The sequence below is a fragment of the Yeguia hominis genome, assembly GCF_014384705.1.
Taxonomy (GTDB): Bacteria; Bacillota; Clostridia; order Oscillospirales; family Acutalibacteraceae; genus Yeguia; species Yeguia hominis.
The window spans coordinates 135560-161645 of the sequence record NZ_JACRSN010000004.1; the positions used below are offsets into that span (position 1 = coordinate 135560).

The window sequence follows — 26086 nt, forward strand, 5'->3', positions numbered from 1 at the left end:
GACGGCAACCCCGCCGCACGGGCGGCAGCTGACCGCGCAGAGCGGCAAGACCGGGCGCAAACAGCAGGCGGCCGGTCAGACCGCAGAACTCTTTCGCGGCGTCTGCGAAGGGCGCGCTTTCGGAAGGTTTCGCGCAGCGTCTGTGAAGGGCGCGCTTTCGGAAGGTTTTGCGCGGCGTCTGCGAAGGGCGCACAGGTAAAAGACTGGGCGCGCGGGCGGCAATTCCGCGCTGAATCGGCTTCTGTGCCAGGGCATTCCGCGCACAAACAGTCGGTGTGGCCGGGCGCGTAGAGCGCCGCACGGGCGGCAGCTGACCGCGCAGAGCGGCAAGACCGGGCGCAAACAGCAGGTGGCCGGTCAGACGCGCAGAACTCTTTCGCGGCGTCTGTGATGGAGCGCGCGCAAAAAAAGCCGGGTGCGGCGCCGCCCATTTTTCGGTCGACACCGCGCGGCCGAAATCTTCGAGCAGACACGCCCCCCTGGCGCGCTTTCAGAGACCCCGCCCAGCTTTGGCGTGGGCCGGACGCGCAGACCGCCGCACGGGCGGCGGGCGATCACGCAGACGGCAACCCCGCCGCACGGACGGCAGCTGACCACGCAGAGCGGCAAAGCCGCGCGCAAACAGTCGCCGCCGGCCGCGCGCGCATAGAATAGAAAAACCGCCGCGCAGAGCCTTTTGGATGCCCTGTTCCGGATTCGGATAAAAAAATTACTTTTTTCTTGACTTTTTTAATGGGAAATGGTAAGATAATATTCGCACTGATTCGGAGGGGTGTCCGAGTGGTTTAAGGAGCTAGTCTTGAAAACTAGTGATCTCGAAAGGGACCAAGAGTTCGAATCTCTTCCCCTCCGCCAAACACCTCACAAAACAGAATCGAACAACAAATGTTCACCATGGAGAAGTACCCAAGTGGTGAAGGGGCTCCCCTGCTAAGGGAGTAGGTCGGGCAACTGGCGCAAGGGTTCAAATCCCTTCTTCTCCGCCAACGGGAACCGCATAAACCTAGTGTTTATGCGGTTTTTCCAATACATATATTGCAAAAAAGGAAGCATCTATATTTGGGAACAAATCTCGATGTGAATTGCGAATTTGTTCCCAAATGGTATATCCGCATTTTTGAATTGGCGGAAAAAGAAAGGGCGCCAAAAAGCGGATAGCGCAAAGGCAAAACTTCCTTATTTCTTTCCGTAATGTAATCACGTCTTTGAAAATCAACGGTTTGCTGCAATATTAGCGAAACATTTTAATATCAAAATCCGACAGTTTTTAACTGTCGGATTTTTTACGCATATTACCAACTTTTCTTTACTCCATATCAAGTATTTCAATATGACCGATCAAGATATCGCTGTATTGCAGGGTTTGCTTTTTCGGCGAACCGCTGCTTCGTTCTTCAATTTGAAAAATGTGCGGGTAAATGCCGGTAATCGTTACCTGCTCATTTTTTAGATTAATTTTCGGATTCGTTAACGCCACATTTATGCGAATATGCGGATCGGTATTGTAGAGTCTCTGAAGTTTGGCTCTTATAGTATCAAGAGTGTTCATTTTCTGCCTCCATGAATAATAAGGTAAGCCGCCCGATATGCTCAGGCGGCTTTGGGGACTTACTCGAAATATTCGGAAACATCGGCTTTGTCGTTATACTGTTTTCTGACATGAACTACAACAGAGCCGTCTTTCTGCTCGACGGCATCAACGATCTGATATCTCGTCTTTGAACGTTCAAGAGTCGCTTTGTAATGCTCGACTTCTTCTTTGTTGATCTGCAACGCACGGTCCCTGGTGTAACCCGTTTCCGGCTTCTGTGCGAAAATCAAGGTTTGAAGAATACAAGCTGCCTTCACACGCTTCACAGCAAACACCTCCTTTTGGTACAATACATTACGGCAGAAGTATCAGACCTATAATGCGGAGAGATGTTTGAGCAAAAACAGTGACGGTGATAAGACGGCTGCCGTCGAATTATCGGCTGAAATCACTCTCGCGGTAGCTTTGCTACATATCCATTATAGCATATTTTCTGAAAAAAATCACGCAAAAGCATTTGAAAAATTTTGAGTTTCCTGTTATAATAATGATATCGTGTAGCAGAAAATGCGTAAGTCCAGGTTAACGGACTTGCGCATTTTCTATTTTTTGAAAGAAGGTTAATTTTTATGGATACCGGAAATCAGTTTTTGGGGACAGCGCGTATCAGCAACCTCATGCGGCAATACGCCGTTCCCTGTATCATCTCGCTGCTGGTCGGCGCGCTCTATAACATTGTCGACCAGATTTTTATTGCCAACGCCAGCTACCTCGGCTCTTACGGCAATGCGGCCAACACCGCCGTATTTCCGCTGACGGTCGTCGCTTTGGCCATCGCCGTCATGATCGGCGACGGCTGCTGCGCCTTTGTCAGCATGGCGCTGGGCAGAAACGAGGCGGACAACGCCAGGCGCAGCGTCGGCAATGCCGTCGTGCTGGTCGTTGCAGGCAGTCTTGTTCTGGCGGCAGTTTATCTCCTTTTTGCGGACGGCATCATCGCCATGTTCGGCGGTACGGTCAACGAAGAAACCTTCCGCTATTCACAGGAATATTTCTTCTATATCACGCTGGGCATTCCGTTTTATATGTTCGGGCAGGCCATGAACCCCATCATCCGCGCGGACGGCAATCCGCGGTTTGCCATGTTCTCCACGCTGGCGGGCGCGGTCATCAATCTCATCCTGGACCCCATCTTCATCTTTATCTTCAAATGGGGCATGATGGGCGCAGCAGTTGCCACGGTCATCGGACAGGTGGCAACGGCGGTTCTTGCCGTGTGGTATTTGCTGCACATGCGGATCATTCGGCCGGCGCGCCGGGACTATGCCTTGCGGGGAAGCATCTGCAGGCGGATGCTCTCCCTGGGCATTACCAGCTTTCTCTCCCAGATCAGCCTTGTGGCGGCGATGGCGGCCATCAACAATATGCTCCGCAAATACGGCGCGCTGGATGCCGTTTTCGGACAGGCGCAGTACGCCCAGATTCCCATGGCCGTCGTGGGCATCGTGATGAAGTTCTTCCAGATTGTCATTTCCGTCGTCGTCGGCATGGCGGCGGGCTGCATTCCGATTGTCGGCTATAACATGGGCGCAGAGAAACAGCTTCGCGTCCGCGAGCTGTTCACAAGGCTGCTGCTTGCCGAGGCGCTGGTGGGCACAGTCGCGCTTGTGCTGGCAGAGGGCTTCCCCCGGCAGCTTATCGCCATTTTCGGCGCAGCCAATGAGAGCTGGTACTATACCGATTTTGCAGTCAAGGCGTTCCGCGTTTACCTGTGCATGATGGTGCTGGCCTGTGTCAACAAGGCGTGTTTCATCTTCCTGCAGGCCGTCGGCAAGGCGCTCTCGTCCACGCTGCTGTCCATGTTCCGCGAGGTGGTGTTCGGGGTCGGGCTGGCGCTGCTGCTGCCGGTGTTCTTCGGCCTGGACGGCGTGCTGTATTCCATGCCGGTTTCGGACGGTTTGACCTTTTTCATTGCGGCCGTCCTGATCGGAAAACTGTATCGCGAATTCCGCACAGCGGACGTGCAAAGTGCATAGCAGAGAACCCATTTCACCGCGCCCGCCGCGTGCTGCTCCGCCCGAAACCATTGCGCGCTGTTCTGCACGCCCGCCGCATTTGGCTGCGCGGTACGCCATTTCACCGTTCCTACCCGCCGCGCGGGCAGTCTATCAAACAAATGTTCTCTATTGAATCTCTTCTTTGGACCCACCGCCGCATCGCGGACGCCGCAGCGCCTGCGATGCGGTTTTTGTCGTGCATCTCGGCTTTTTCTTTCCGCTTTCTTTGTAAACATGTAAGAACGGCAGACGCGTCCGGAACAGTGGCGCGCCCTCTCGCGTCCAGAGTACCACAGAACGGCAGACGCGTCCTCTCGCGTCCAGCGGGTGTTCAGAACGGATTAAAACTCTGGCGCGATGAAAGGCACTCTGTGCCCGCGGTGAAACACACTTCGTGTGCGGCGCGATGGAACACGCTCTGCGTGCGATTGGCAGGAAGAAGCGTAGATAATGTTTTTCAGAGCGGCAGGCGAGGAAAATCAGAAAGTCGCAGAACGGCAGACGCGTCCTCTCGCGTCCAGCGGGTGTTCAGAACGGATTAAAACTCTGGCGCGATGAAAGGCACTCTGTGCCCGCGGTGAGACACACTTCGTGTGCGGTGGGACGCTCTCCGGAAAAGCCGAACCCGTCCGGCGGAACCGTTTGCAACAGGTTTGAAATCGGTCTGAAAATCTGCTAAACTATGGGAAGGTTTTACTTAAGAAAGGACACAGCAGCAATGACAAAGATTTTATTCATCTGCCACGGCAATATCTGCCGCAGTCCCATGGCCGCGTTCGTTATGCGCGATCTGGTGAAAAAGGCCGGCCTTTCCTCGCAATTTTCGATTGCATCCGCCGCCGCCAGCCGGGAAGAACTCGGCAACCCGGTCTATCCGCCGGCGCGGCGCAAGCTTGCCGAACACGGCCTTTCCTGCGACGGCCACGCCGCACGGCAAATGACGCGGCAGGATTACCGCGAATACGATCTCTTAATCGGCATGGACAGCGCAAACCTTCGGGCGATGCAGCGGATCTGCGGCGGCGACGCTGCCGGCAAGATGTCCCTCCTGCTGGAGCACGCCGGCCGCTGCGGCGATGTCGCCGATCCGTGGTACACGGACGATTTCGAGGCGACCTGGCGGGATGTGCTGGCAGGCTGTCAGGGCCTCCTTGCGGAGCTGACCAAATAAAAAACGAAGCAGCCCGCGGGGCGCTGCTTCGCTCGATCTGGATCGTTTTTTCCGGCCGGCATCACCGCCGCGCCTAGTCCTCCTCCGTATTCGTCGCTTGCGGGAACCGCCGCCTGGACGGACGGCAGTACAGCAGCGCGATGAAAATCAGCAGCGCCGTCAGGAACAGGCTGACGGGGTATGCCGTCATGATCGTCTGAAAGGTCCTGCTTTTCGGAAATACAAACTGAATCCAGGCGATGCGGACACCGCACACGCCGACCACCGTCAGAAGCGCCGGCGCCAGAGAAATGCCGAAGCCGCGCAGATACCCGCTCATCACTTCATAGAGCAGGCTCATCGAGTGCGCCAGCATAATCATCACCAGCCGGATATAGCCGGTCTCTATGACCTGCGGATCGCTGTTAAAGATCGCCAGCAGCGATTTCCCGAAAAACAGGATCACCGCAACGGGCACCGCCAGCGCGGCCATGCCCTCGATCAGGCAAAGCGCCAGCGTTTTTCGGCATCGGCGCAGGTTTCCCGCGCCGAAATTCTGTCCTACAAAGGTCGTACACGCTTGGGAGAACGAATTGAGGATATCATAGGTGATGATCTCGATGTTAAAGGCCGCGCTGGACGCCGCCATTACCACCGTGCCGAGGCTGTTGATGGCGGCCTGTACGACAATATTTGAAAGCGCAAATACGGCGCTCTGCACGCCTACGGGCAAGCCGATCCGCAGAATGCGGCACAGGATTTCCCGGTCAATCCGCATCTGTTTCGGATCCAGCCGGATCACCTGCGCGGTGCGCCGGAGCCTGTAATAAAGCAGCGCCGCGTTGACCGCGTTGGAAATGGCGGTGGCAACAGCCACGCCGTCGACGGTCATCCGCAGAACCGCCACAAAAAACAGGTTGAGCAGCACATTCAGCACGCCGGAGGCCGTCAGCGCCAGGAGCGGAATCCTGGTTTCGCCGATGCTGCGGAAAATGGCCGCCTCAAAATTATAGAGCAAAATCACCGGCATGCCGGCAAGATAGATCCGCAGATAGAACAGCGCCATCGGAAAGACCTCTTCCGGCACATGGAGCAGCCCCAGCAGCGGCGCGGCGATGCCCTCGCCCAGCAGCGCCACCAGCACGCCGCCGAAAACCGCAACCAGTACGGACGTATGCACCGCTTTCTGGACCTCGTGCTGGTCTCCGCGTCCAACCGCGTGGGCAATGACCACGTTTGCCCCCAGCGCGATGCCGATGAACAGATTGACGATCAGCCCGATGACCGCGCTGTTTGCCCCAACCGCCGCCACAGCGGCCGTGCGCTGCGCGGCGCCGGTGAAATTGCCGGCCACCGCCCCACATCGGAGGCGTTAAAAAGCTGCTCCAGAATCGCCGTTGCCGCAACCGGCAGCGCAAAGCGCGGCAGCTTGTTCCAGATCGGTCCGTGCAGCAGATTCATCCCATCGGCGCACAAGCGCAAACGCGCCGGCAGCGTGCCAGCCCGCAGGATTTTTAGCAGCACCGTGCTTTTTGCGCGTTCTTTTCTGGTTCGGATTCTAAAACGCGCACCCGGATCATATTCTGATTTGTGTGACACGGACGGCGGCGCATTTTGCCGCCACACGCCTGCCTTGCCCTAACCGCCGCGCGCTGCTCCGCTTCAATCGCCGCAGGCCGCTTTGAAATCTGCTTTCTGAAAAGCCGTCCCTGAAAAAACCGCCGCGCGCTGTTCTGCCCCTAACCGTCGCGTACTGCTCTGCCTTAACCGCCGCGCGCTGCTCTGCCCTAAACCATCGCAGTCTGCCTTGGGTTCCGTTTTCCGAAAAAGCGTTCCCGAAATATGGCCGGGCGCCGCGGAACCTTCCCAGCCTTCCTGCGTCTCTCTGAAAGACACTCGCTGCGCGCTGTTCTGCCCCAAACCATCGCGCCTGCTCCGCCCTAACCGCCGCGCACTGCTCCGCCTTAACTGTCGCGCACTGCTCTGCCCTAACCCATCGCAGTCTGCCTTGGGTTCCGTTTTCCGAAAAGTGGTTTTACTCGCGGAAACATTAAGGGGAGCACCAGTTTCTGTTTCGCGAGAGATAGGTTCCGTTGAATCCTGCAATGCGTCCCGGGTAAACAAATTTGGAGCCGTCTGCCGATGAAACCGCCATCGGCAGTGCGCGTTTGTCAATAGTGCGGCCGCAAACTGTTACGCGATATCTTTTGTAAACTCGCACACGTCACAGCCCAGCGCGGCGGCAATTTCTACGCTAAGGGCCAGCGTCGGGCTTTTCGTCCCCCGCTCAATCTGGCAGATCATAGATTGATCAACGCCCACTTTATCGGCCAATTCTTTTTGCGTTAGCCCACATTCAAGCCGTTTCGCCTTAATACTTGCGCTAATATTCATCTTTTCCACCTCCTTAAGCATGCTACAATCAGAGCAGCATTAGAAATAATTAGCAGTACATCAACAATTAAATTGATATTCTCCATGATTTCCTCCTTTTTTATATTGACAATGAGCCTTGAAAAGATTATCCTTTAGTCAAGGGGGTTTGCCCCCTTGACTTACCCGGTCAGATTGTTAATCAGATCGATTAACGCTTTGATCAGGCTAAGGATTGCGGTCGCAAGAATTAACTTTTCTAGTGTGTCGTTCTTGCGGCCTTTCTTTTTCTTACTCGCAGTTGAAACACGATAGAAGCTTTTTAGAATGATGTGTTTGTAAGACTGGTCTTGGGGGCAGCCGGATGGGAATCCACTGCCCCCTTTTTTTGGAAATCCGGCCATACCTGGGAGGAACCCGCCATGCAAAAAAATGATCTCCGCAAACTGCACCGCACGGAGCTCTTGGAGCTTTTATTGGAGCAGAGCCAAAAAGTTCAGTCGCTGGAGGAACGTCTTGCAAAAACGCCGCAGCCTTGCTTTCCCCAAAAGCGCCCCTTCCCGTACTTTCTTTCCATACCCCGACAAATTCCGCGTATCGCGAGTCCGCAACACGCGCAAAAAGCGCTCTCTGTAAGCCAAGTGCACCGCACAGCCTGATGCGCGCCGCACGCTCCAAACTTCCCGTTGCAAGGGCGTTTTTGCACCGCAACGCTCCAAGTTCTCTTGATCGGGGAGAAGCAGCAGAACTCCAGCGCACCGCGAATTCCTCTTTTTTGGCATGCGCCGCTTTTCTGTATAAAAGAAATCGCGGCTGCAAAAAATAGGAAAAACACAAAAGGGGATGGTTTTTTGTCCGATATGTTTTGCTTTCAGTGTCAGCAGACCGCCGGAAACAAGGGCTGTGTGCGCACCGGTGTCTGCGGAAAGCAGCCGGAAACCGCCAATTTGCAGGATACGCTCATCCGCGAATTGATCGGGCTTGCGATAGCTTCAAGGCAGGCCGGCGTCTACACCGACAACGCGAAGCGGCTGCTGATCGACGGCCTCTTCACCACGCTCACGAACGTCAATTTTGACAACGATGCAATCCGCAATTTTACCGAGCGGGTCATCGCAGAGCGAACCGCATGCGGCGGAAAAGAAGCGCCGGATCTCGAACTCTGGCACGGCGAAACAGACCTCGTCTCGCTGCGCTCCACGCTGCTTTTCGGCATGAAGGGCATGGCCGCCTACGCGCACCACGCCTTCAATCTCGGCTATGAGGATCCGGAAGTCAGCGACTGGTTTGTAAAAGGCCTTTGCGCCGTCGCGGAATCCCACACGGTCGAAGAATGGCTCGCGCTGATTCTCGAATTCGGCAAGATCAATTTCCGGTGCATGGAACTGCTCGATCAGGCAAACACCGGCTCGTTCGGGACGCCGGTGCCGACGAGGGTGAACGTCGACATCAAGGCCGGACCGTTCATCGTTGTCTCCGGCCATGATCTTGACGACCTCTCGCAGCTTTTGGAGCAGACCGCCGGAACCGGCATCAACATCTACACGCACTGCGAAATGCTGCCCGCGCACGGGTATCCGGAGCTGAAAAAATACCCGCATCTTGCCGGAAACTTCGGCACCGCCTGGCAGAGCCAGCAAAAGGAATTTGCGGATCTCCCCGCGCCGATCCTGTTTACCACCAACTGCCTGATGCCGCCGCGCCCAAGCTACCAGGACCGCGTCTATACGACCTCGGTCGTCGGCTATGCGGGTCTGCGCCATATTGCGGCAGACGCAAACGGCCGGAAAGACTTTACCCCGCTCATCGAACAGGCGCGCGCGCTCGGCGGATATGCGCACGACCGCAGCATGAGCGGCATCAACGGCGGCCATATGCTGACGACCGGCTTCGCGCACGGCACAGTCCTTGCCAATGCCGGCGCGATTCTCGATGCCATCCGCGCCGGAAAAATCCGGCACATTTTCCTCGTCGGCGGCTGCGACGGCGCACATCCGGGCCGGAACTACTACACGGAATTCGTCAAGCAAACGCCGATGGACACCCTCGTTCTGACGCTTGCCTGCGGAAAATACCGCTTTAACGACCTCGATCTCGGCGAAATCGGCGGGTTCCCGCGCATCATGGACATGGGACAGTGCAACGACGCCTACAGCGCCGTCAAGGTCGCGCTGGCGCTGGCAGATGCCTTCGGCTGTACGGTAAATGCGCTTCCGTTGACGCTGGTGCTCTCCTGGTATGAACAGAAGGCGGTCTGCATTCTGCTGACGCTGCTCGCACTCGGCGTCAAAAATATGTACCTCGGCCCGACGATGCCCGCCTTTTTGTCGGAAACCGTCGTAAAAACCCTCGTTGATGCCTACGGCCTGCAGCCGACCACCGCGCCGGAGCAGGATCTCGACGCTATTTTAGGCCGGAAATAGGCGTTCCCGCGCCGCATCCGGTCTTTCTATGCGCTGTGCAGGATAGCCCCGTCTTTGCGCCCGACTGTTCGGTTACGGCCGGGCGCAAAAAATTGTCAGGATCTCAGCGTATCCGCCTTCACAATCGGTTTGTATCCGTCCTGTTTCAGACGCTTTGCCAGGGCATCCGCATTTGCTTTTTCGTAAAAGGCGCCGACCTGCACGCGGTAAACCGTCTGGGACGCTTTCGGCACCGACGGTTTTTCCGGCTGATAGGTTCGGTTGTCCGCCTTGCAAATTCCCTTCGCAATGGCTTCACCCAGCCCGTCAACATTCGCGACGATCCACTTGGCAAGCGGTTCCTGATCGTGGAACTCGCATTCACAGTAAACCGCAACCGCATTTGTCCCGCTGAGTTCTGCCGGCATATAATTTCCCGCCGTCATCTCGGTACCAACCCGCACGCCGTACCCCTTTTTTCGTGCGGAACGGGTTAGCAGCGCATCATAAACCGGCTGTGCATACTTCAGGTTGCCCGGCGCTTTGGAATAGACCATTACCAGCGGCCCGGAACCGCCGCCCGCATTGGTGTGGATGGCAAGATGCAGCGCTGCGCCCCATGCGTTTGATTCCCGGATGGACTGCGTCATATCCTGTCCCTTCGGTGCGCGTTTCACTTCATACCCATTGCGCCGAAGATGTTTTTCCGCTGCCGCCGCAATTCGGTTGCACTGCTCCATTTCATTGGTGCTGCCATATGCGTAGCGGTTCCCGTTCTGGTTGCTCGGCGAAAGATAAATTTTAACTGCCATGGTTTCCCTCCTTTTCGGATGCTTGCCGGTTTCCCGCGCTTTGCAGACGCCAAACCGGCAGGAACCTTTTTTTACAAACGCGGGCGTTTTCTTTCCCGTATCGGGACTGGTCGTCCGACCCAGTGCCCCCATTTGCATAAACGGTCCAATCCATACTATGCGCCGGCTTGCCGGTTTGCTGCCCGAACAGGCCGCTTTATGGATGCAGGGCGCGCCGCCCGGCCGCACGGCGCCGCTTTGCGCTTTTAAGAGCCGCGCGCTGACGGTTCCCGGGCAGCTCCGCACGAACCCGCCTGAAAAGCCGCCGCACAAAAAGAACCTCCGTATGGAAAAGCATCCACACGGAGGTTCTCTGTTTTGAGTTTTAAGTACCGTCTCGAATGTAGGAGACGCTGCCAAACGCTGTAAATCATCCGGCCGGCTAAAACGCAGCGCGTTTTTAGGCAAAAACTGCAGCCGGGTTCTCCTCGATCCGCGCTTTGCGCGGTTCTGTGCAGCGCGGCGGCCGCCGATCGAACACAACCGATGACGCGGTTACGTAGGTCTTGTGGCTCCGTCGCGCGGAACACTGCAGGACGCTGCACGGCAGCCCTGTCACGCCGGACAACCGGGTGCTTTCGGCCTTGGGAACGCGGCGAGATACGCTGCGCCGTAATGATGCGCCCGCAAATACGCTGCGTGCTGTTTTGGCCTTGCCGCGCGGAACACTGCAGGACGCTGCACGGCAGCCCTGCCACGCCGGACAACCGGGTGCTTTCGGCCTTGGGAACGCGGCGAGATACGCTGCGCCGCAATGATGCGCCCGCAAATACGCTGCGTGCTGTTTTGGCCTTGCCGCGCGGAACACTGCAGGACGCTGCACGGCAGCCCTGCCACGCCGGACAACCGGGTACTTTCGGCCTTGGGAACACGGCGAGATGCGCTGCGCCGCAATGATGCGCCCGCAAATACGCTGCGTGCTGTTTTGGCCTCGCCGCGCGGAACACTGCATGACGCCGCATAGCAGCCCTGTCACGCCGGACAACCGGGTACTTTCGGCCTTGGGAACGCGGCGAGATACGCTGCGCCGCAATGATGCGCCCGCAAATACGCTGCGTGCTGTTTTGGCCTTGCCGCGCGGAACACTGCGGGACGCTGCATAGCAACCCTGTCACGCCGGACAACCGGCGCCGTCACGCGACGCTTTCTATCTCTTGTCACACGGAACACTGCAGGACGCCGCATAGCAGCCCTGCCACGCCGGACAACCGGGTGTTTTCGGCCTTGGGAACGCGGCGAGATGCGCTGCGCCGCAATGATGCGCCCGCAAATACGCTGCGTGCTGTTTTGGCCTTGCCGCGCGGAACACTGCGGGACGCTGCATAGCAGCCCTGTCACGCCGGACAACCGGCGCCGTCACGCGACGCTTTCTACCTCTTGCCACACGGAACACTGCAGGACGCTGCACGGCAGCCCTGTCACGCCGGACAACCGGGTACTTTCGGCCTTGGGAACGCGGCGAGATGCGCTGCGCCGCAATGATGCGCCCGCAAATGCGCTGCGTGCTGGCACGCTTTTAACCATACACGCAGACCGGCCTTTCCAGCCGGCGCAGGGCGCAAAATCATTTTCGTCCTGTCCCATGCTGCATAAATCCAGCTTGCGCCGGATTGCGCCCCACAGCCGCATACAAGGCCCGTGCGGCGCGCCAAAGCCAAAAACCTGCACGCGCGCGGCGGCTGCGCAAATTTATTTTACCGTCACAAGTTCATAGTCCTGCGTGCCCAGTCCGACCTTTTCGAGACATTCCAGCTGGACAAACGGATTTTTCCCGTGCAGCTGCTGGAAGAGATGACCCTCCCCGCTGAGCTCCATGCCCTGCGGAATGCCCTCCGGGATCAGATTTTCCATCTTGATGGCATCGATGCACGCGCGCTCAATCGCGACAATATCCTCTCCGGCCATGATGCCGATATCCGGAACCAGCGACGGCGTCGTCATGCCCCAACAGTCGCACAGCGCCGTGATCTGCGTCAGGATGCTGATGTAATAGACATTTCCCGGCGCAAAGGTATCGAGCACCGCTTTGGTGCAGACCGCCATGCCCATCTGAAAGTCCGCGTAATCGTGCGAATCGAGCGTAATCGCGTGCGCCGGACAAACTTTGAGGCAGTGCTGGCACATGGTGCAGTGGTGATAGTTGACCTGATAGCTGCCCTTGTTGTGCGGCTCCGAGAATGAATTCGCGTGGTGGTTGCAGGCCGGAATGCACTTTCCGCAGTGTACACAACGCGCTTCGTCCCAAACGAGTCCGCCCTCCAGCGAATGGATCTCGTGGCGCGTGCGGTCGGTAACGCAGCCCATCGCGATGTTCTTGCAGGCGCCGCCGAAGCCGCAGCTTCCGTGCCCTTTGATATGTGAAAAGTCGATCATCATATCGGCGTCGTGGATCAGCCCGGCAACATCGACGTGCCGCAGCGACCGGTAATCGACCTCTTTCGGATAAAAATACTTGCCGAGATGCCCGCAATCGTCCAGAACCGGACATCCGAGATTGTTTTCCGTGTACCCGCGCCGTTCCGGATGCCGGGAATAGACATAATGATCCGTGATGAACGGTTCTCCGCCGTGCGCTTTGAGAAAATCTACGAGTGTCCGCACGAATACCGGATGAATCGTCGAATAGGTGATGCCGTCCCCGACGTGCATCTTGATTGCGATCGATTTGCCGTCGACCTTTTCTGCGAGGCCCGACTGCCGGAGCATCCGCTCAAACTTCGCGGGCAGCGTCTGGTTTGCCTCATAGCGCGTGTACGCCATCGGCGCAAATAAAATTTTGGATGCCAATTGAACGCCCTCCGTCATTTGCGTTTTTTTTACAATCAGAATGCCATTTTATCCGGCGGAACCGGTTCGGGCGCCTCCGGTTCTTCAGAAGGCGCTTTTCCGAATGCATCCCGCCAATTTTTGTAGATCACCACATCCGCGATGAGCAGCATGCCGATTTTGACCGGAATCGGATGCGGCAAAAAGATCTGCGCCGCTGCAAAAAGCAGAAACGTCGCGACCGTCCGGCGCTCGTTCGGATGGATGACCAAAATCACCGAAAAGAAAATATAAAAGCCGGCTAACAGTAAGAGCAGAATAAAATCCGGCAAAAATGCCAGCAGCGTGCCGAAGGAGACGGCAATCGCCTTGCCGCCTTTGCCCTGCAGAATCGGCGAAAAAGCATGTCCCAGCGCAGGCGCCGCCAACACCAGCGAAAACAGCGGATGGAACGGCGAAAGCGTATGCAGCGCAAGCCACACCGGCAGAAAGCCCTTCAATAAATCCATAAACAGACACAGAAATCCGACCGGCGCACCGGCAAACTTCATCGCGTTGGCTGTCCCGGGATTTTGATCGTCGCTCAGCGCAAGAATGTCGATTCCGCGCAGCCACTTCGGAAGCAGATAGCTGTAAAGGACGCTTCCGGAAAGAAATCCCATAGCCATAAACAGCAAATACTGCCAGATCATTTCCGCGTTACCCCCCGCACTGTGCAAGCACAAATTCGCAGATTTCATCGGCCGCCTTGGGGTTGATCCATTCCCGCTGCGCGCTGAGCATGCGGCTTTGCCGCTGTGCATCCCAGGCAAGCGCCACCGCTGCCGCCGCACACTCCTCCGGCGTCTCTCCGCTAATGGAAAGCCCGTGCTGCCCGAAGAAATTCCGGTTGCAGGTCTCACAGCCCGGAATCGGCGCCGTGTGCACGAGCGGCACATTCTTCACCGCCGCCTCTGTGCTTGTCAGGCCGCCCGGCTTCGTCAGAAGCACATCGCAGGCATCCATATACAGCGCCGCCTCTTCGGTATACCCGATGAGCGTCAGCTGCGTTTGCTGCGCATACCGCGCGGCAAGCGCTCCTTTCAGCGACGCATTGTTGCCGCAAATCACCGCCACATGGTCGTGCTCACCGCAGGCCGCCAAAAGTGGGTCGATGAGTTTGCCGAGGTTGCCGAACCCCATGCTGCCGCTCATGATCAGATACAGTTTTCCCTCCGCAGAAAGCGAAAGCCGGGCGCGCGCCTCCTGTTTGGCAGCTTTCTCCTGAAACGCCCGGCGCACCGGAATGCCCGTTGCGCAAAGGCGCTCCTGCGGAATGCCGCGATCCAGAAATTCCTGCGCAAGCGACGCGTGCGGAATGAAAAACCGGTCCGGCGCCGTCTCTTCCCAAAACGGAATACAGGTATAGTCGGTCGCAACCGCATACCAGTGCACCTGCGTCATGTCGTGCTTGCGCATATGGGTCAGCGCCTCCGCCGGAAACAGGTGCGGCGCAATCACCGCGTCAAATTTTTCCGCCCGGATATATTCGCAAAGCGCGCCGGCATACGCGCAGTTGACGGCGTACACGATCGAGCGGTGTTTGTCCGAACTGATAAAACCGCCCGCCTCATATAAGAGATGAAAAAAACGCGGCGCCTTGACTGCAACGCCGATATACGATTTCGAGATCACGCGCGAAACATTTTCGCCGGCAAACGAGAGCGCGTCCTGTCTCTGACAATCTGCGCCGTGCGCCAGAAATGCCTCGGTGACCGCCTGCGCAGCAGAATTGTGCCCCTGCCCGGTATTACAGGAGAGGACTAAAATCTTCTTTTGCATGCAAGACCTCCCAAATGCTCTTTTGCTTTCTTTTGCTTCTATTATACATCAAAATGGAAAACCTGCAATCCTCTTTTTTGGGAAAAGTTGTGTCCGGCATTCCGGCTCTGCCCCGGCGGTTTTACGGATTTTGCCCCCGATCGGTTTGCAACAAAAAAGCAAACCGCACCCCGACGGATTCCTGCCGAATCGCCGCACCTTTTGCGCAAGCCGAAACCGTCTCCGTCCGCCTTCGGCTTGCGAAAACATGAAATGCGGCCGAACGCCGTCTTTGCGGGATTCTGCTTCCATTTCGGTTGCCCGGCGCGTTCACACCGAAGCCGACGCAGCAGACCGAATACGCCGGACAGGCCGGCGCATTCCGGGGCCGCCGAAAGAAAACCCGCTCACAAAAGTCGGCATTCTTAAAACTTGCAATTCAGAAGAAAAAGCACGGCGCTCTTTTGCAGGAGCACCGCGCTTTGATTCATATAGGCTTTTATCCATACAGCTTGAAAAACCGGCCGCCATTCCGGAAAGAAAAGCCTCCGTCTGTGCAGCGCCGCGCCTTTTTCCGGCGCATCTGCCGCAACACCCGTCTTATTCTCCGTCGTCGGCGTAAAAATGGTGCTTAATGACGCGCTGATCCTCCGGCGGCGGCGTCATATAGTCGCCGTAAATCGTGGTCAGCAGCGTCTCATAGCCGCAGGGGACCGGCAGCATATGCCCTTCAAACGGCACGTCGACCGCCTTGTCATACACCGAAGCCGGAACCGTCTGGCACGAAAGCGGATGATAGCTCGCCAGCGTGGCGATATACGGCTGCGGGTTCGGGCCATACTTTGTAAATTCCTTTTGCAGGCATTTGTGGATCCGCGGCACGCTGTAAAAGACCGAAAGCGCGCGCATCACATATTGTCTTGCGCCCTTGGGCGGATGCAGGTGCAGCTTGAGCGAAAGGATTCCGCGCAGAAACCGTATATACAGGCTCTGCACGGTCTGGCCGAAGCTTTCCTTTTTCGGCACATATTCCATCGGGAAAATGTCGATATACGGCCCGTTGTGATCCGTCAGGTGCGCAATATGCGACTGCCGGTACGCCGGCGCGCCGTCGATCAGCCGCACCTTGATAAACGGCGACCAGTAGTTTTCGACCGTCGTCGGGTGCTGCACCTCATATTGTTTGCCGAGCCCCTCCGGCGCAAGCTGCAAAAAACGCTCATAATCGGCCCGTTTCATGATGACATCGACATCGTCGTCCCACGGAATAAACCCGTGATGGCGGATTGCGCCCAGCAGGGTCCCTTCTCCGAGAAAGTACGTGATGCCGTTTTCCCGGCAAAACCGGTCGACATCGAGCAAAATCTCGAGTTCAATGTCCTGAAGTGCATGGATTTCTTCCAAAATGGCCTGTTCTTCCTGCGAAGAGGGAGTCGGCTGCTGAAAACGCATAGGGTTCTTTCCTTTCCATCTGCTGGTTCTTCCGTCGTTTTACGAAAGAAACAGGTGTTCAAATTCGGCATATGCCTTTCGGTTATATTTTTCAACATCAAACTGATAGTCCCGCGGAACCTCGCCGCGGAAATAGGCGCAGAGACCTTCGTACAGGTCGTCCTCCTCCATGCCGACCACCAGCTGGCCGTCCGGAACACAGACATCCTCGACCACCGAGAAATTGCTCACGAGAAGCGGAAGCCCCAAAATGCGCGCTTCCAGCACCACAAGGCCCTGGCCCTCATAGCGTGAGGGAAACACAAAGCAGTCGCAGCGGCGCATGATGGCAAACGGATTTGACAGATTCCCCGTGAAAATCACGCGGTCCGAAAGCCCGAGCCGGTCGCAAAGGCGCCGAAGGCGCGTCCGGAGCATGCCGTCGCCGATGATATAGAGCCGGCTTTCCGGGTGTGTCTGGCAAACGCGCTGGAACGCCCGGATGAGATTTTCGTGGTTCTTTTCCGGAGAGAGCCGTCCCATAGTCACAAAAACTGCGCCGTCCGAAGCGTCCGGCAGATGCTGCCGCTGATAATCGGGATAGAGCGTCAGCTTCAGCGCACCGCCGCCAAGCGGTTCGCGGATCGGAATATAGTCGGTGCCGTCGAGGGTTAAAAGCGGGTCCCCGATCGCGCCGAGAATGCGCGCGGGATCCATGGTATTCGTCGCATAGGTGAATTTCGCGTACGTTTCCGGCGTAGAGAGATTTTCGCGGTTGAGACGCATCACCGACCGGCTGCAGGAGACCACCTTGTCAAAATACGGATAGAGCGAAACCAGTCCCTCGAGCGAGATCTTGTTCGAGCGGTAATTCTTCAGCTTACGCTTGTCGGCGTTCTGCATATCGTGGTAGAGGTCGTTGTGCTGCCAGATCATGCGCTTTGCGCCTTCCGCCTGCATCATCAAAAACGGGAAAAAGACCCCGTAGCCGGAAAAATCCACCACGTAATCGAAGTGCACGTTGCCGAAGCAGCGCACAAATTCCCGCTGGTAGAGCGACTTGGGAAACACTTTTTTGCGCCAGCCGCAGAGGCCGCCCTTGCGGACCATCTGGTCGCGGAAATCTTCAGAGAGCGTCGCGGCTGCAGCGCCGCAGCGGTTAAAGACCCGCACATGGGGGTCAATTTTCAGGATGCTCTCCATCACGGGCTTTTTCTGCGCGTTAAAGACGATCATCGAAAAATCGAACTTCTCGTAATCGACCTTCCGCAGCAAGCTCAGCGCAGAGCTCGTTACGCCGTTGACATCCAATGCGCCGGCATAAAAGAGCACCTTCTTTTTCGGCGTCCGGAAGTCCGTAATCTGATTGCCGTGCGCCGCGCCGTCAAAGACGACCTCCAGCACACGCTTGGAAACCTGTCCGTCGTCAAATTCGCACGCCCAGGCCTTTGTCTCCTGATAGCGCGCCCGGTAGTCCGCCTGAACCTTGCCGATGCTGCAAATCCAGTCCGCAATCTGTTCTGCGGAGTCGGTCGCAGGGCCGGGCAGATCGTCCGTCGTGAAATACAGGCCGCGATATTCATTATACCGCTCCAGGTCCGGAATGTAAAATAAAATCGGACGTTCTGTGAGCATAAAATCAAAATAAATGCTGGAATAGTCGGAAACGAGAAGATCGACCGCCGATAAAAGCGCATTGGCGTCGATCGAACGCGGAACATATTTCCCGCTGGCCTTTTCTTCGGCGCTCAGATGCTTGTAAACCGCCTGATGCGGCTTGACGAGGATCTGGTACTGCGCGGTGTCGATCCGGCGCATCACCGTCTCGACAAAGGACGTATACTTGTCGATGTCGACGGTCGGGTTTGAAAAGCTGGTCCCGCGCCAGGTCGGCGCATACAGGATGATTTTCTTGTTTGGATCCACCGAAACGCCGCGCGCCGCAAGCTTTCGGAGCACCGTCTCGCGTGCAGAGCCGACCACCAGATCGTTGCGGGGATGGCCGGTCTCGAGGATCATGCCCTCGTAAAGGCCGTCCAGCTTATAGGATTCCCGGAAAACCTTTGTGGTAAAGCGGTTTGCCGAGAGGATATAGTCCGCCATGAGCAGGTTGCGCAGCATGTTTCCGCTCGAGATCCGGCCGTCCGGAACGTCGAACCCGAGGGTTTTCACGGTAATGCTGTGCCAGGTATCGATGAACACCTGTCCGGGCTTTTTCGCAAAATACGAAGAAAACGAGGTGTTGTTGATGAGGTATTTGGCTTCGGTAATCGCGCGCAGGTACTGCTTGGAATTTTTGCGGACGAACCGGACATTCGGATACGCCGCATATTCCGCCTGCAGGAGAAGCAGTTCTTCCTCGTCCTCAATGGCCCAGATATGGTGATACTCCCGGAAATCCGGACGCTGCAAAAACGCGAGAAAGAGCGCATACGGATTGCACACCATGCCCGCGCCGCCGTGCGCCTCGTAAAAGACCATGTGCGGATTTAAGCGGTACCGGTGATAGTACCGGGAATACCGCAGCGCCGTCCGGCCGGGATAAATCCGCTTTGCAAGCGCGATCAGCTTATTGGCCACCGGCTCCGGAAGAACTTTTTTTAACGTACGTTTGGAAAACAAGGCTACGCCTCCTCTGTGGAATCGTCCGAACTGCGTCCGGCCCGGATGTATGAAGGATGAACGGAAAAGGCTGAAATTTCGCGCCGGGTGTTTGCCGCATGCCTTTCGCAGCCGCCGGCGCTCGTTCCGCATGACCCGGCGGCGATATAAATCGGCAGCCGGCCGAAATACGCTTTTTGATTCGCAGCCGCGATTGACCGCGCGCCTTTCGCACCGCCGGAACCCAGCCGCGTACTTTGCGGCGTCCGGCTCGTTTCGCGGATGGTGCGGCACCGGAACTGCGTGCTTTTTCGCACCGCCGGAACCCAGCCGCGCACTTTGCGGCGTCCTACCCGTTTCGCGGATGGTGCTGCACCGGAACTGCGTGCTTTTTCGCACCGCCGGAACGCAGCCGCGTACTTTGCGGCGTCCGGCTCGTTTCGCGGATGGTGCTGCACCAATTTTCGAACCGGAATCACACGCGCACTTTTCGAACAGGAATCGCTCACAGCACCGCCGGCAAAATTTCTCTGCACTTATATTCCCGGCATTTGATCCGCGGGTTTGCCAGCGGGCATTTCGCCGCTTCCGGAAGCGCTGTGGTTTCACACCGCCTGCCCCGCAGTAACCGCTCCGCATGGCGCAGCGGCGATATAGACCGGCAGACGGCCGAAATACGCTTTTTGATTCGCAGCCGCGATTGACCGCGCGCCTTTCGCACCGCCGAAACCCAGCCGCGCACTTTGCGGCGTCCTACCCGTTTCGCGGATGGTGCGGCCGCAAAATGCGTGTTTTTTCGGCCAGACAGCATAGCGTGGTCAAATTGGCCATTATTGTAAATTTTCGTTTAAAGTGGGCTTTTTTGACGGCAGTTGCTGTCAAGAACCGCGGCCGTATCGGATCCCGGCCGCCTGTTCTGTTTTGGAATGTGCCGTCCGTCACGCGTTCTGCGGGGGGGTCCCGGCCGCAAAGACGGCGCGGTACAGTGCGCGGATCGCATCGGCATCCATCGGAACCGGACTGTTCCCGAGACGCTCCGGATTGACCGCCGCAACCAGCGTTTCGAGATTTTCCGGCCCGCCGAGCGCCGGAACCGCAAGCTCCATTTTGGCAAGCAGCGTCTCAAACGCCGCTTCGGCGTCTTCGGGCGTCGCTGCGTGGAACGCCTGTTCATACACGGCAAACGCCGACGCAAGATGCTCCGGCGGCAAAGCCGATTCCGACCGGTGTGCCAGCAGGTATTTCCAGACCTGCGGCAGGCAGAGCGCCACCGCGTGGCCGTGCGCAATGCCGTAAAGCGAGGTCATCTTGTAGCTCATCGCGTGCGCGGCTGTCGTCTGCGAAAGATTGATCGCCCGGCCGCTATAATTGGCGCCCAGGAGAACCTTCCTCGAAGCCGCCTCGTCCCCACACAGATAGGCTTCCCAATTTTCGAGCAAAAGCTGCATGCCTTTCTGCGCATAGGCGCGGCAGGGCGCGCTGCTGTTCACCGACCAGACCGCCTCGATGCACTGGCAAAGCGCGTCGAGGAAGGTCGCTTTTTTCTGGTATTCCGGCAGGCTTTTGAGCAAACGCGAATCCAGCACCACGAAATTCGGCAGGATGCAGTCATGCGCCACGGAATGCTTTTCTCCGTTTACATAAATCACGCTGAACCGGGTCGATTCACTGCCCGTTCCGGCGGTTGTCGGCACCGCGAGATGCCGCACCGCCGTATAGGGATACGTTTTGCGGATCAGCGCCTCGCCTTCCGGAAGCGCCGCGAAAAGCTGGATGCATTTTGCGGTGTCGATGGCGCTGCCGCCGCCGACGGAAACGACCATGTCGCAGTGTTCTTTCCGGAACAGCGCAAGGCCTTTCTCAATCTCGGAAAGCTTCGGATTCGGGCTGAACTCCGTAAATTTCACAAAGGAAACCGGCAGCGCTTTCAGTTCTTCGCGCAAAAAGCTCTTCGCAAAAGAATGTCCGCAGACGAGCATCGGCCGTCTGGCGCCGCACTGCTCTAAAATCTTCCCGATCTGTTCACCGGCATTTACGTCCGAAGCGATCTTCTGTCCGGCAAAATCAAACGGCCGGATCTCCGCCGATACGCGCGCAAGGTCCGCAAGGTTGTCCACCTCGTCGACATAATCCCCCGCATAGGAGAATGCCCGGACATGCAGCGACGGCAAAATCTCATTGAATGCATTTTCCGCGTAGACCTTGTCGTTGCCCGCCGCAATAAAGTCGCAGACGCGCGCAAGCCACGCAGCCGCCGTTGCCCGGCTGAGTTTATACAGCGCCTGGAACGCGAAACAGTCCTTGTCAAAAATATGGATGGAGACCTCTTGAATTTCCCCGTTTTTCACGCGCGCCTTAAAATCTTTTTCAGGCTGCGGCTTTTCGCGGCTGACCATGCCGAGATCCGGCGACGGATCCTGCAGCATGCGCGCAATCAGGTGTTCATTAAAGACGAGATCCCCGTGCAGAAGCAGCAGGTCGTCCTGCAAATATTCCCGCGCCAGGTACATCGAATAGATATAGTTCGTCTGATCGTAAATCGGGTTCGGCACAAACGTGAACGAAACATCCGGAAATGCTTCGCTGACCGCGTGCAGCTGCTCTGCGAACGGGCCGGTGGTCACAACAAATTCACGGATGCCGAAATCGCGCAAAATCCGGATCTGCCGGCCAAAAATCGTCTCGCCGTTTTGCAGGCGCGCCATCGATTTGTGGTGGGTCTTTGTAAATTCCCCCATCCGGTTGCCGAGGCCGGAATTGAAAATGACTGCTTTCATTTGCCGTCTCCCCCTGCAAAAGCGGCCATCATGGCTCGCTTGTTCTCTTCCGGCGATACGGTCGGCCGGCCGAGGTCGTCCCGTGAGCCCTGGTTGACGGCGATGACCAGCGCGCCGTGCGGCTCTGCTTTCAGACGCCGAAGCGCCCGCTCGATCTCCTCCGGATGCTCCGCATGTTCGACATAGGCAAATCCGACCGCACGCAGCACCGCCTCCACGTCGATGTCAAAGGCGATGGTCGGCTGTCCGCCGACCGATTCGTGCGCGCCGTTATTGATGAGCACATACCGGAACTGCGCTCCTGCATTTTTGGCGGCAATGCCCATGCCGCCCATATGCATCAGGAAGGAGCCGTCTCCGTCGATGCAGTAGACCGGCCGGTCGCTGCCGATCGACATGCCAAGCGCAATCGAGGCGGTGTGCCCCATCGACCCGACCGTCAAAAAGTCGTGGGCGTGCCCCTCTCCCCGGCGTTCGCGAATTTCAAAAATTTCCCGGGAGGTCTTGCCGGTTGTGGAGACGAGAAACGCGTCCGGTTCCATCTCCGACAAGATCGTCTCCAGCGCTTCCTCACGCCGGATGAAGTACCGGTCGGGCGCTTTTTCGAGCGCATACGGACTGAAGGTTCCCTTGCGGATCACGAGCGCCGCCGGCTTGCCCTCCTCTTTGAGATAGGCAAGGCAGGCCGCAATCTGCGCCGGAGGATCGTCTCCGAGCACCCAGTAGGGAATGCCCATCGTCTCGAGCAGCGGCAGCGTCAGCTTGCCCTGCTTTTTGTGCTGCGGCTCATCTTTGACGCCCGGCTCTCCGCGCCAGCCGACAATCAGCAGCATCGGGATCCGGTAAACGTCCTCATCCGCAAGCGAAAGCAGCGGATTGACCGTATTGCCGAGGCCGGAATTCTGCATATACACGACGCCCAGCTTGCCGGTCGCAATGTGGTAGCCGCTTGCAATGGCGATCGCGTTGCCCTCGTTGGCGGCGATGATGTTGCGGTTGTCCGGCGTGTTCTCCTTGATGCAGGCGCAGAGGTTTTTCAGCAAAGAATCCGGGACGCCGGCAAAAAAGTCGAGTCCGTTTGCGATGAGCGTATCATAAAAGGCTTTGGTATCGATCATGTTATTTTTCCTCCGGAATCAGCGTGAGCACTTCTTTGATCGGCATAATTTCGGCGTCCACTTCCTTGCTTCTGCCGCATTCGAGGATTTTCTTCGCCGTCTTGAGCATCGCCGGGTAGGCGCTGCGCAGCAGATGATTCGCGTGAATGATGATATTCGCGCCCATCTCATGCAGCTGATCCTCATAGAACTGGTTGTAAGAGGTCGGCACCAGCACCACCGGAATCTCCGGAGAGAACTCCCGGAACCGGCGCAAAAATTCACGGATCTCCGCGCCGTCCTTCTCTTTGCTGTGGATCATGATGCCGTCCGCGCCTGCGCCGACATAGATCTTCGCGCGCCGGATGGCATCCTCGATGCCTGCGCCGGCAATCAGGCTCTCCAGCCGGGCGATAATCATAAAGTCCCGCGTCACCTGCGCCTGTTTTCCGGCGTGAATCTTCTTTGCAAAATCATAGGGGTCGTCCAGCGTCTGCACCGCGTCCGTGCCGAAGAGCGAATTCTGTTTCAGGCCGGTCTTGTCCTCGATGATGACCGCCGAGACGCCGAGGCGTTCCAGCGTCTTGACATTGTAGACAAAGTGCTCGATCCGTCCGCCGGTATCGCCGTCGAGAATGATCGGCTTTGTGGTGACCTCCATGATCTCGTTGATCGTGTTGATCCGGCTGGTCAGGTCGACCAGTTCGATATCCGGCTTGCCCTTAAATGTCGAGTCGCACAGGCTGCTGACCCACATCGCGTCATATTCCTTGACCGACATATTCTTCTCGTCCTCGACCTTGACATTCTCGACAATCAGCCCGGAAAGGCCGTTGGAGGCCTCCATCACGCGGACATAGGGCTTGAGGCGGAGCATCTTGCGCAGCTTTGCCCGACGGACATCCGGCGTATTGAGCACCGGACGCAGGCGCGCGTCCAGCTCTTCTCCGGACACGCCTTTCGTGTACGGTACTTCAATCAGCTCTCCGCCGTATTCCTTGAGAATTTTCAGCACCTCCGCCCGAACCATGGACTGAATGCCGAGCTTCCAGTCGTCTCCGTGCACCACATAATCCGGCCGGAGCTTGCGCAGATTTTCCGCATAGGAGAGCGTCTCCTGCTTGACCACGCGGGAAACCGGCTTTAAATTCTCAAAAATTTTGCGCCGGGTCTCATAATCCAGAATCGGCATCCGCTTGTAGGTTGCAATCGCCTCGTCGGTCAAAAGGCCGATGATGACGTCGCCGTATTTTGCGCCTTCCTCAATCACGTTCATGTGTCCGCTGTGGATGATATCGGAAGAAATCGCGATATAAACGGTTTTGCGCGGCGCGGCCGCATGGTTGGTTTCTGTCATCAGAATCACCTGTCCTATCTTTTCCAATTCATTTTTCTTCGCAAAATCGGGAACGCTTTTCCCGTTCTGAATCGAGTACCTGTTTTCTTTGTTATTTACCGGATTGCGGAAAATACGCATCCGGATTCCGGCCAAATGCGATTTTCTGAAACGATCAAATCCGGAAGCCGGAAAACCGGCAGTTCCTATCTTACCACATTTGTCCAAATTATGCAACTACTATAAAATATGTCATGATGTTTTTACAGAATGACCAAAAGACAAAACGACAACTTCGACGCGCCGCCGCACGCCGAAACGCCAGCCGGCGCCCCCGGTTTTTCGCATCAAACCGCGCAAAAAAGCGCCTCCGGACACGCCGGAAGCGCTGCTTTTTTGGATTTTACGAAACACCGGACGCAGAAATACCCAGCTTTTTCCGGTAGCGAAGCCCAAACAGCAAAAACCGGATTGCCTGATCGGCCGCAAGTCCAACCCAGACGCCCAGAATCCCCATTCCCACGCAGGAGGCAAACACCCAGGCAAGCAGCGGCCGGACAAACGCTGTCCCTGCCAGCGAAACCGCCGCCGGAAACCGGAGATCCCCCGCACCGCGCAGACAGCCGGAAAATACCGTCTGCAGCATTTCCAGCAGCACAATCGGCGCCAGCATCCGCATCATGGAGACACCGTCCGCCAAAACGGCCTCGTTGCCGGTATACAGCCGGAAAAATTCCCTGCCGAACAGCAGGAATATCAGCGCCAGTGCAAGAGAAAACACGCCGCCGATGCGTCTGCAGACCGCGCCGTAAACCTGCGCAAGATCGGTCCGTCTTTTTTGCAGGCTCTCACCCGTCAGCGAAAGCGCAGCAACCGAAAGGCCATCTCCGAAAGAAAAGGAAATCGCCATAAAATTGAGCGTGATCTGGTGCGCTGCAAATGCTTCTGTCCCAAAGCTTGCAGCCAGAACTGCAACCAGCAAAAGCCCCGCGCGCTGGAGAAGCTGTCCGGCAATCGGCCGGGCGCTTGTGCGGAAAACCGTCTCAAGCGGAAAAATCTCCAACTCGATCTCCCGCACGTCGTACACGCGCAGAGGGCTTTTTTTCTGAAAGAGCGAAAACACGCTCAGTCCGCATGCAACCGCAGCGCCGATCACCGTCGCGATGGCGGCGCCGTGGACGCCGAGGGCCGGAAATCCGCACTTTCCGCCGATTAGCAGATAGTGAAAAAGAATATTGACCACATTGGAAATCGCGCTGGTGCGCACCGCCATTCTGCTGTTTCCTGCACCGCGCTGCGCAGCGTTGATCAGCAGCGAAACAACGTTCAGCCACATGCAGCCCATCACCGTCTGGAAATACAGAACGCCCTCCCGGTGCGTATCGGCGTTTGACCCGACCGCCCGGAGAATCGGATTGGCAAAAACCACGCACAGCACGCTCAGCGCCACAGACAGCGTCAGAACAACCAGCAGCATCTGAAACAGAAGCCGGTTCGCGCCGTCGCGGTCGCCTTCCCGGATTTTGCGGGAAATTGCCGCAGAAACCGCAAGATTCAGGGAGAGAAATCCCGTGATGACAAAAAGCCGGGGCTGAATTGTCAGCGCAGCCGCAGCAATTGCAGAAGCGCCCAAAACGCTGACCAGAACCGTATCCATCATGCTGACAAACGCCGCCAGGAACGATTCCAGAATCACCGGCCACGCAAGCTGCATCGTGCGCACAGAAACCGCTTGTTCCGAAGGGATCTTTCCTTCGGGCCGGATCCGGCACAGCAGCCGGTCCATCTGAAATATCTTCATCAAAAAGTCCTTTCTTTTCCGGAACGAACTCTTCGTTCCACACGAGGTCTATTATGCACCTATTTTCGAAATTGGTCAAGCTGCACCGCACGGCGAATTCTTAATTTTTTATA

General features: G+C 57.1%; 19 protein-coding genes and 2 tRNA genes. 5 read left to right on the top strand and 16 right to left on the bottom strand.

The window, feature by feature from the left end:
* The first annotated feature begins 766 nt into the window (after positions 1-766).
* A tRNA-Ser gene (locus tag IAG03_RS04105) sits at positions 767-855 on the top strand.
* Positions 856-896: 41 nt separating this feature from the next.
* Positions 897-986 (top strand) — tRNA-Ser (locus IAG03_RS04110).
* Positions 987-1306: 320 nt separating this feature from the next.
* Here the strand turns inward: IAG03_RS04110 and IAG03_RS04115 are convergent.
* Together IAG03_RS04115 and IAG03_RS04120 are read right to left on the bottom strand one after the other, a co-directional pair.
* Complete coding sequence (locus IAG03_RS04115; RefSeq protein ID WP_249318542.1) at positions 1307-1549, bottom strand: Veg family protein; 243 nt, start codon at positions 1547-1549, stop codon at positions 1307-1309.
* A 59-nt stretch (positions 1550-1608) separates the two neighbouring features.
* Positions 1609-1857, bottom strand: a complete 249-nt coding sequence (locus tag IAG03_RS04120; protein WP_249318543.1) for a hypothetical protein — start codon at positions 1855-1857, stop codon at positions 1609-1611.
* 303 nt (positions 1858-2160) lie between these two features.
* Here IAG03_RS04120 and IAG03_RS04125 point away from each other — a divergent pair, with 303 nt between their 5' ends.
* Together IAG03_RS04125 and IAG03_RS04130 are read left to right on the top strand one after the other, a co-directional pair.
* A complete protein-coding gene (locus tag IAG03_RS04125) occupies positions 2161-3567 on the top strand; it encodes an MATE family efflux transporter (RefSeq protein WP_249318544.1) in 1407 nt (468 codons plus the stop codon).
* 739 nt (positions 3568-4306) lie between these two features.
* Entirely contained in the window at positions 4307-4759 is a 453-nt protein-coding gene (locus IAG03_RS04130; RefSeq protein WP_249318545.1) for a low molecular weight protein-tyrosine-phosphatase, read from the top strand.
* A 73-nt stretch (positions 4760-4832) separates the two neighbouring features.
* Here IAG03_RS04130 and IAG03_RS04135 read toward each other — a convergent pair whose 3' ends face one another.
* The 3 genes from IAG03_RS04135 to IAG03_RS04145 form a co-directional block, all read right to left on the bottom strand.
* Positions 4833-6092, bottom strand: coding sequence for an MATE family efflux transporter (locus IAG03_RS04135; protein WP_249318546.1), 1260 nt, complete (start codon positions 6090-6092; stop codon positions 4833-4835).
* Positions 6093-6931: 839 nt separating this feature from the next.
* The gene (locus tag IAG03_RS04140) at positions 6932-7132 is read right to left on the bottom strand and encodes a helix-turn-helix domain-containing protein (RefSeq protein ID WP_249318547.1); all 201 of its coding nucleotides are present in this window, start codon (positions 7130-7132) and stop codon (positions 6932-6934) included.
* A gap of 161 nt (positions 7133-7293) precedes the next feature.
* Positions 7294-7563 (bottom strand): hypothetical protein, encoded by a 270-nt coding sequence (locus tag IAG03_RS04145; protein WP_249318548.1) that lies wholly within the window; start codon positions 7561-7563, stop codon positions 7294-7296.
* 399 nt (positions 7564-7962) lie between these two features.
* On the opposite strand from IAG03_RS04145, the gene hcp reads away from it, so the two are divergent.
* Positions 7963-9534 (top strand): hydroxylamine reductase, encoded by a 1572-nt coding sequence (hcp, locus tag IAG03_RS04150; protein ID WP_249318549.1) that lies wholly within the window; start codon positions 7963-7965, stop codon positions 9532-9534.
* A 95-nt stretch (positions 9535-9629) separates the two neighbouring features.
* Here hcp and IAG03_RS04155 read toward each other — a convergent pair whose 3' ends face one another.
* The 11 genes from IAG03_RS04155 to IAG03_RS04205 form a co-directional block, all read right to left on the bottom strand.
* Positions 9630-10325 carry an N-acetylmuramoyl-L-alanine amidase gene (locus tag IAG03_RS04155; protein WP_249318550.1) on the bottom strand — a complete coding sequence of 232 codons (696 nt, stop codon included), beginning with the start codon at positions 10323-10325 and terminating at the stop codon, positions 9630-9632.
* A 1728-nt stretch (positions 10326-12053) separates the two neighbouring features.
* Positions 12054-13151 carry a DUF362 domain-containing protein gene (locus tag IAG03_RS04160; RefSeq protein WP_249318551.1) on the bottom strand — a complete coding sequence of 366 codons (1098 nt, stop codon included), beginning with the start codon at positions 13149-13151 and terminating at the stop codon, positions 12054-12056.
* Between the two features lie 35 nt (positions 13152-13186).
* Positions 13187-13822, bottom strand: coding sequence for a glycerol-3-phosphate acyltransferase (locus tag IAG03_RS04165; RefSeq protein ID WP_249318552.1), 636 nt, complete (start codon positions 13820-13822; stop codon positions 13187-13189).
* A gap of 7 nt (positions 13823-13829) precedes the next feature.
* Entirely contained in the window at positions 13830-14951 is a 1122-nt protein-coding gene (locus IAG03_RS04170) for an MGDG synthase family glycosyltransferase (protein ID WP_249318553.1), read from the bottom strand.
* A 579-nt stretch (positions 14952-15530) separates the two neighbouring features.
* Entirely contained in the window at positions 15531-16382 is an 852-nt protein-coding gene (locus tag IAG03_RS04175; RefSeq protein ID WP_249318554.1) for a LicD family protein, read from the bottom strand.
* A 39-nt stretch (positions 16383-16421) separates the two neighbouring features.
* Positions 16422-18983, bottom strand: coding sequence for a glycosyltransferase (locus IAG03_RS04180; RefSeq protein ID WP_249318555.1), 2562 nt, complete (start codon positions 18981-18983; stop codon positions 16422-16424).
* A gap of 2 nt (positions 18984-18985) precedes the next feature.
* Positions 18986-19471: a hypothetical protein gene (locus tag IAG03_RS04185; RefSeq protein WP_249318556.1), complete on the bottom strand. Its 486-nt coding sequence runs from the start codon at positions 19469-19471 to the stop codon at positions 18986-18988.
* 429 nt (positions 19472-19900) lie between these two features.
* The gene (locus tag IAG03_RS04190) at positions 19901-21739 is read right to left on the bottom strand and encodes an iron-containing alcohol dehydrogenase (protein ID WP_249318557.1); all 1839 of its coding nucleotides are present in this window, start codon (positions 21737-21739) and stop codon (positions 19901-19903) included.
* Complete coding sequence (aepY, locus tag IAG03_RS04195) at positions 21736-22857, bottom strand: phosphonopyruvate decarboxylase (protein ID WP_249318558.1); 1122 nt, start codon at positions 22855-22857, stop codon at positions 21736-21738. The genes IAG03_RS04190 and aepY overlap by 4 nt, the downstream gene beginning before the upstream one ends.
* 1 nt (position 22858) lies before the next feature.
* Complete coding sequence (gene aepX, locus IAG03_RS04200; protein ID WP_249318573.1) at positions 22859-24193, bottom strand: phosphoenolpyruvate mutase; 1335 nt, start codon at positions 24191-24193, stop codon at positions 22859-22861.
* A 382-nt stretch (positions 24194-24575) separates the two neighbouring features.
* Positions 24576-25973 (bottom strand): MATE family efflux transporter, encoded by a 1398-nt coding sequence (locus IAG03_RS04205; RefSeq protein ID WP_249318574.1) that lies wholly within the window; start codon positions 25971-25973, stop codon positions 24576-24578.
* Positions 25974-26086: the final 113 nt, after the last annotated feature.

Excerpts from the sequence above, each read along its gene's own strand:
- IAG03_RS04140 (WP_249318547.1), bottom strand. The coding sequence starts at position 7,132 with ATGAATATTAGCGCAAGTATTAAGGCGAAACGGCTTGAATGTGGGCTA.
- IAG03_RS04190 (WP_249318557.1), bottom strand. The coding sequence starts at position 21,739 with ATGAAAGCAGTCATTTTCAATTCCGGCCTCGGCAACCGGATGGGGGAA.
- aepX (WP_249318573.1), bottom strand. The coding sequence starts at position 24,193 with ATGACAGAAACCAACCATGCGGCCGCGCCGCGCAAAACCGTTTATATC.
- IAG03_RS04130 (WP_249318545.1), top strand. The coding sequence starts at position 4,307 with ATGACAAAGATTTTATTCATCTGCCACGGCAATATCTGCCGCAGTCCC.
- aepY (WP_249318558.1), bottom strand. The coding sequence starts at position 22,857 with ATGATCGATACCAAAGCCTTTTATGATACGCTCATCGCAAACGGACTC.
- IAG03_RS04165 (WP_249318552.1), bottom strand. The coding sequence starts at position 13,822 with ATGATCTGGCAGTATTTGCTGTTTATGGCTATGGGATTTCTTTCCGGA.
- IAG03_RS04170 (WP_249318553.1), bottom strand. The coding sequence starts at position 14,951 with ATGCAAAAGAAGATTTTAGTCCTCTCCTGTAATACCGGGCAGGGGCAC.
- IAG03_RS04125 (WP_249318544.1), top strand. The coding sequence starts at position 2,161 with ATGGATACCGGAAATCAGTTTTTGGGGACAGCGCGTATCAGCAACCTC.
- IAG03_RS04155 (WP_249318550.1), bottom strand. The coding sequence starts at position 10,325 with ATGGCAGTTAAAATTTATCTTTCGCCGAGCAACCAGAACGGGAACCGC.
- IAG03_RS04115 (WP_249318542.1), bottom strand. The coding sequence starts at position 1,549 with ATGAACACTCTTGATACTATAAGAGCCAAACTTCAGAGACTCTACAAT.
- IAG03_RS04175 (WP_249318554.1), bottom strand. The coding sequence starts at position 16,382 with ATGCGTTTTCAGCAGCCGACTCCCTCTTCGCAGGAAGAACAGGCCATT.
- IAG03_RS04205 (WP_249318574.1), bottom strand. The coding sequence starts at position 25,973 with ATGAAGATATTTCAGATGGACCGGCTGCTGTGCCGGATCCGGCCCGAA.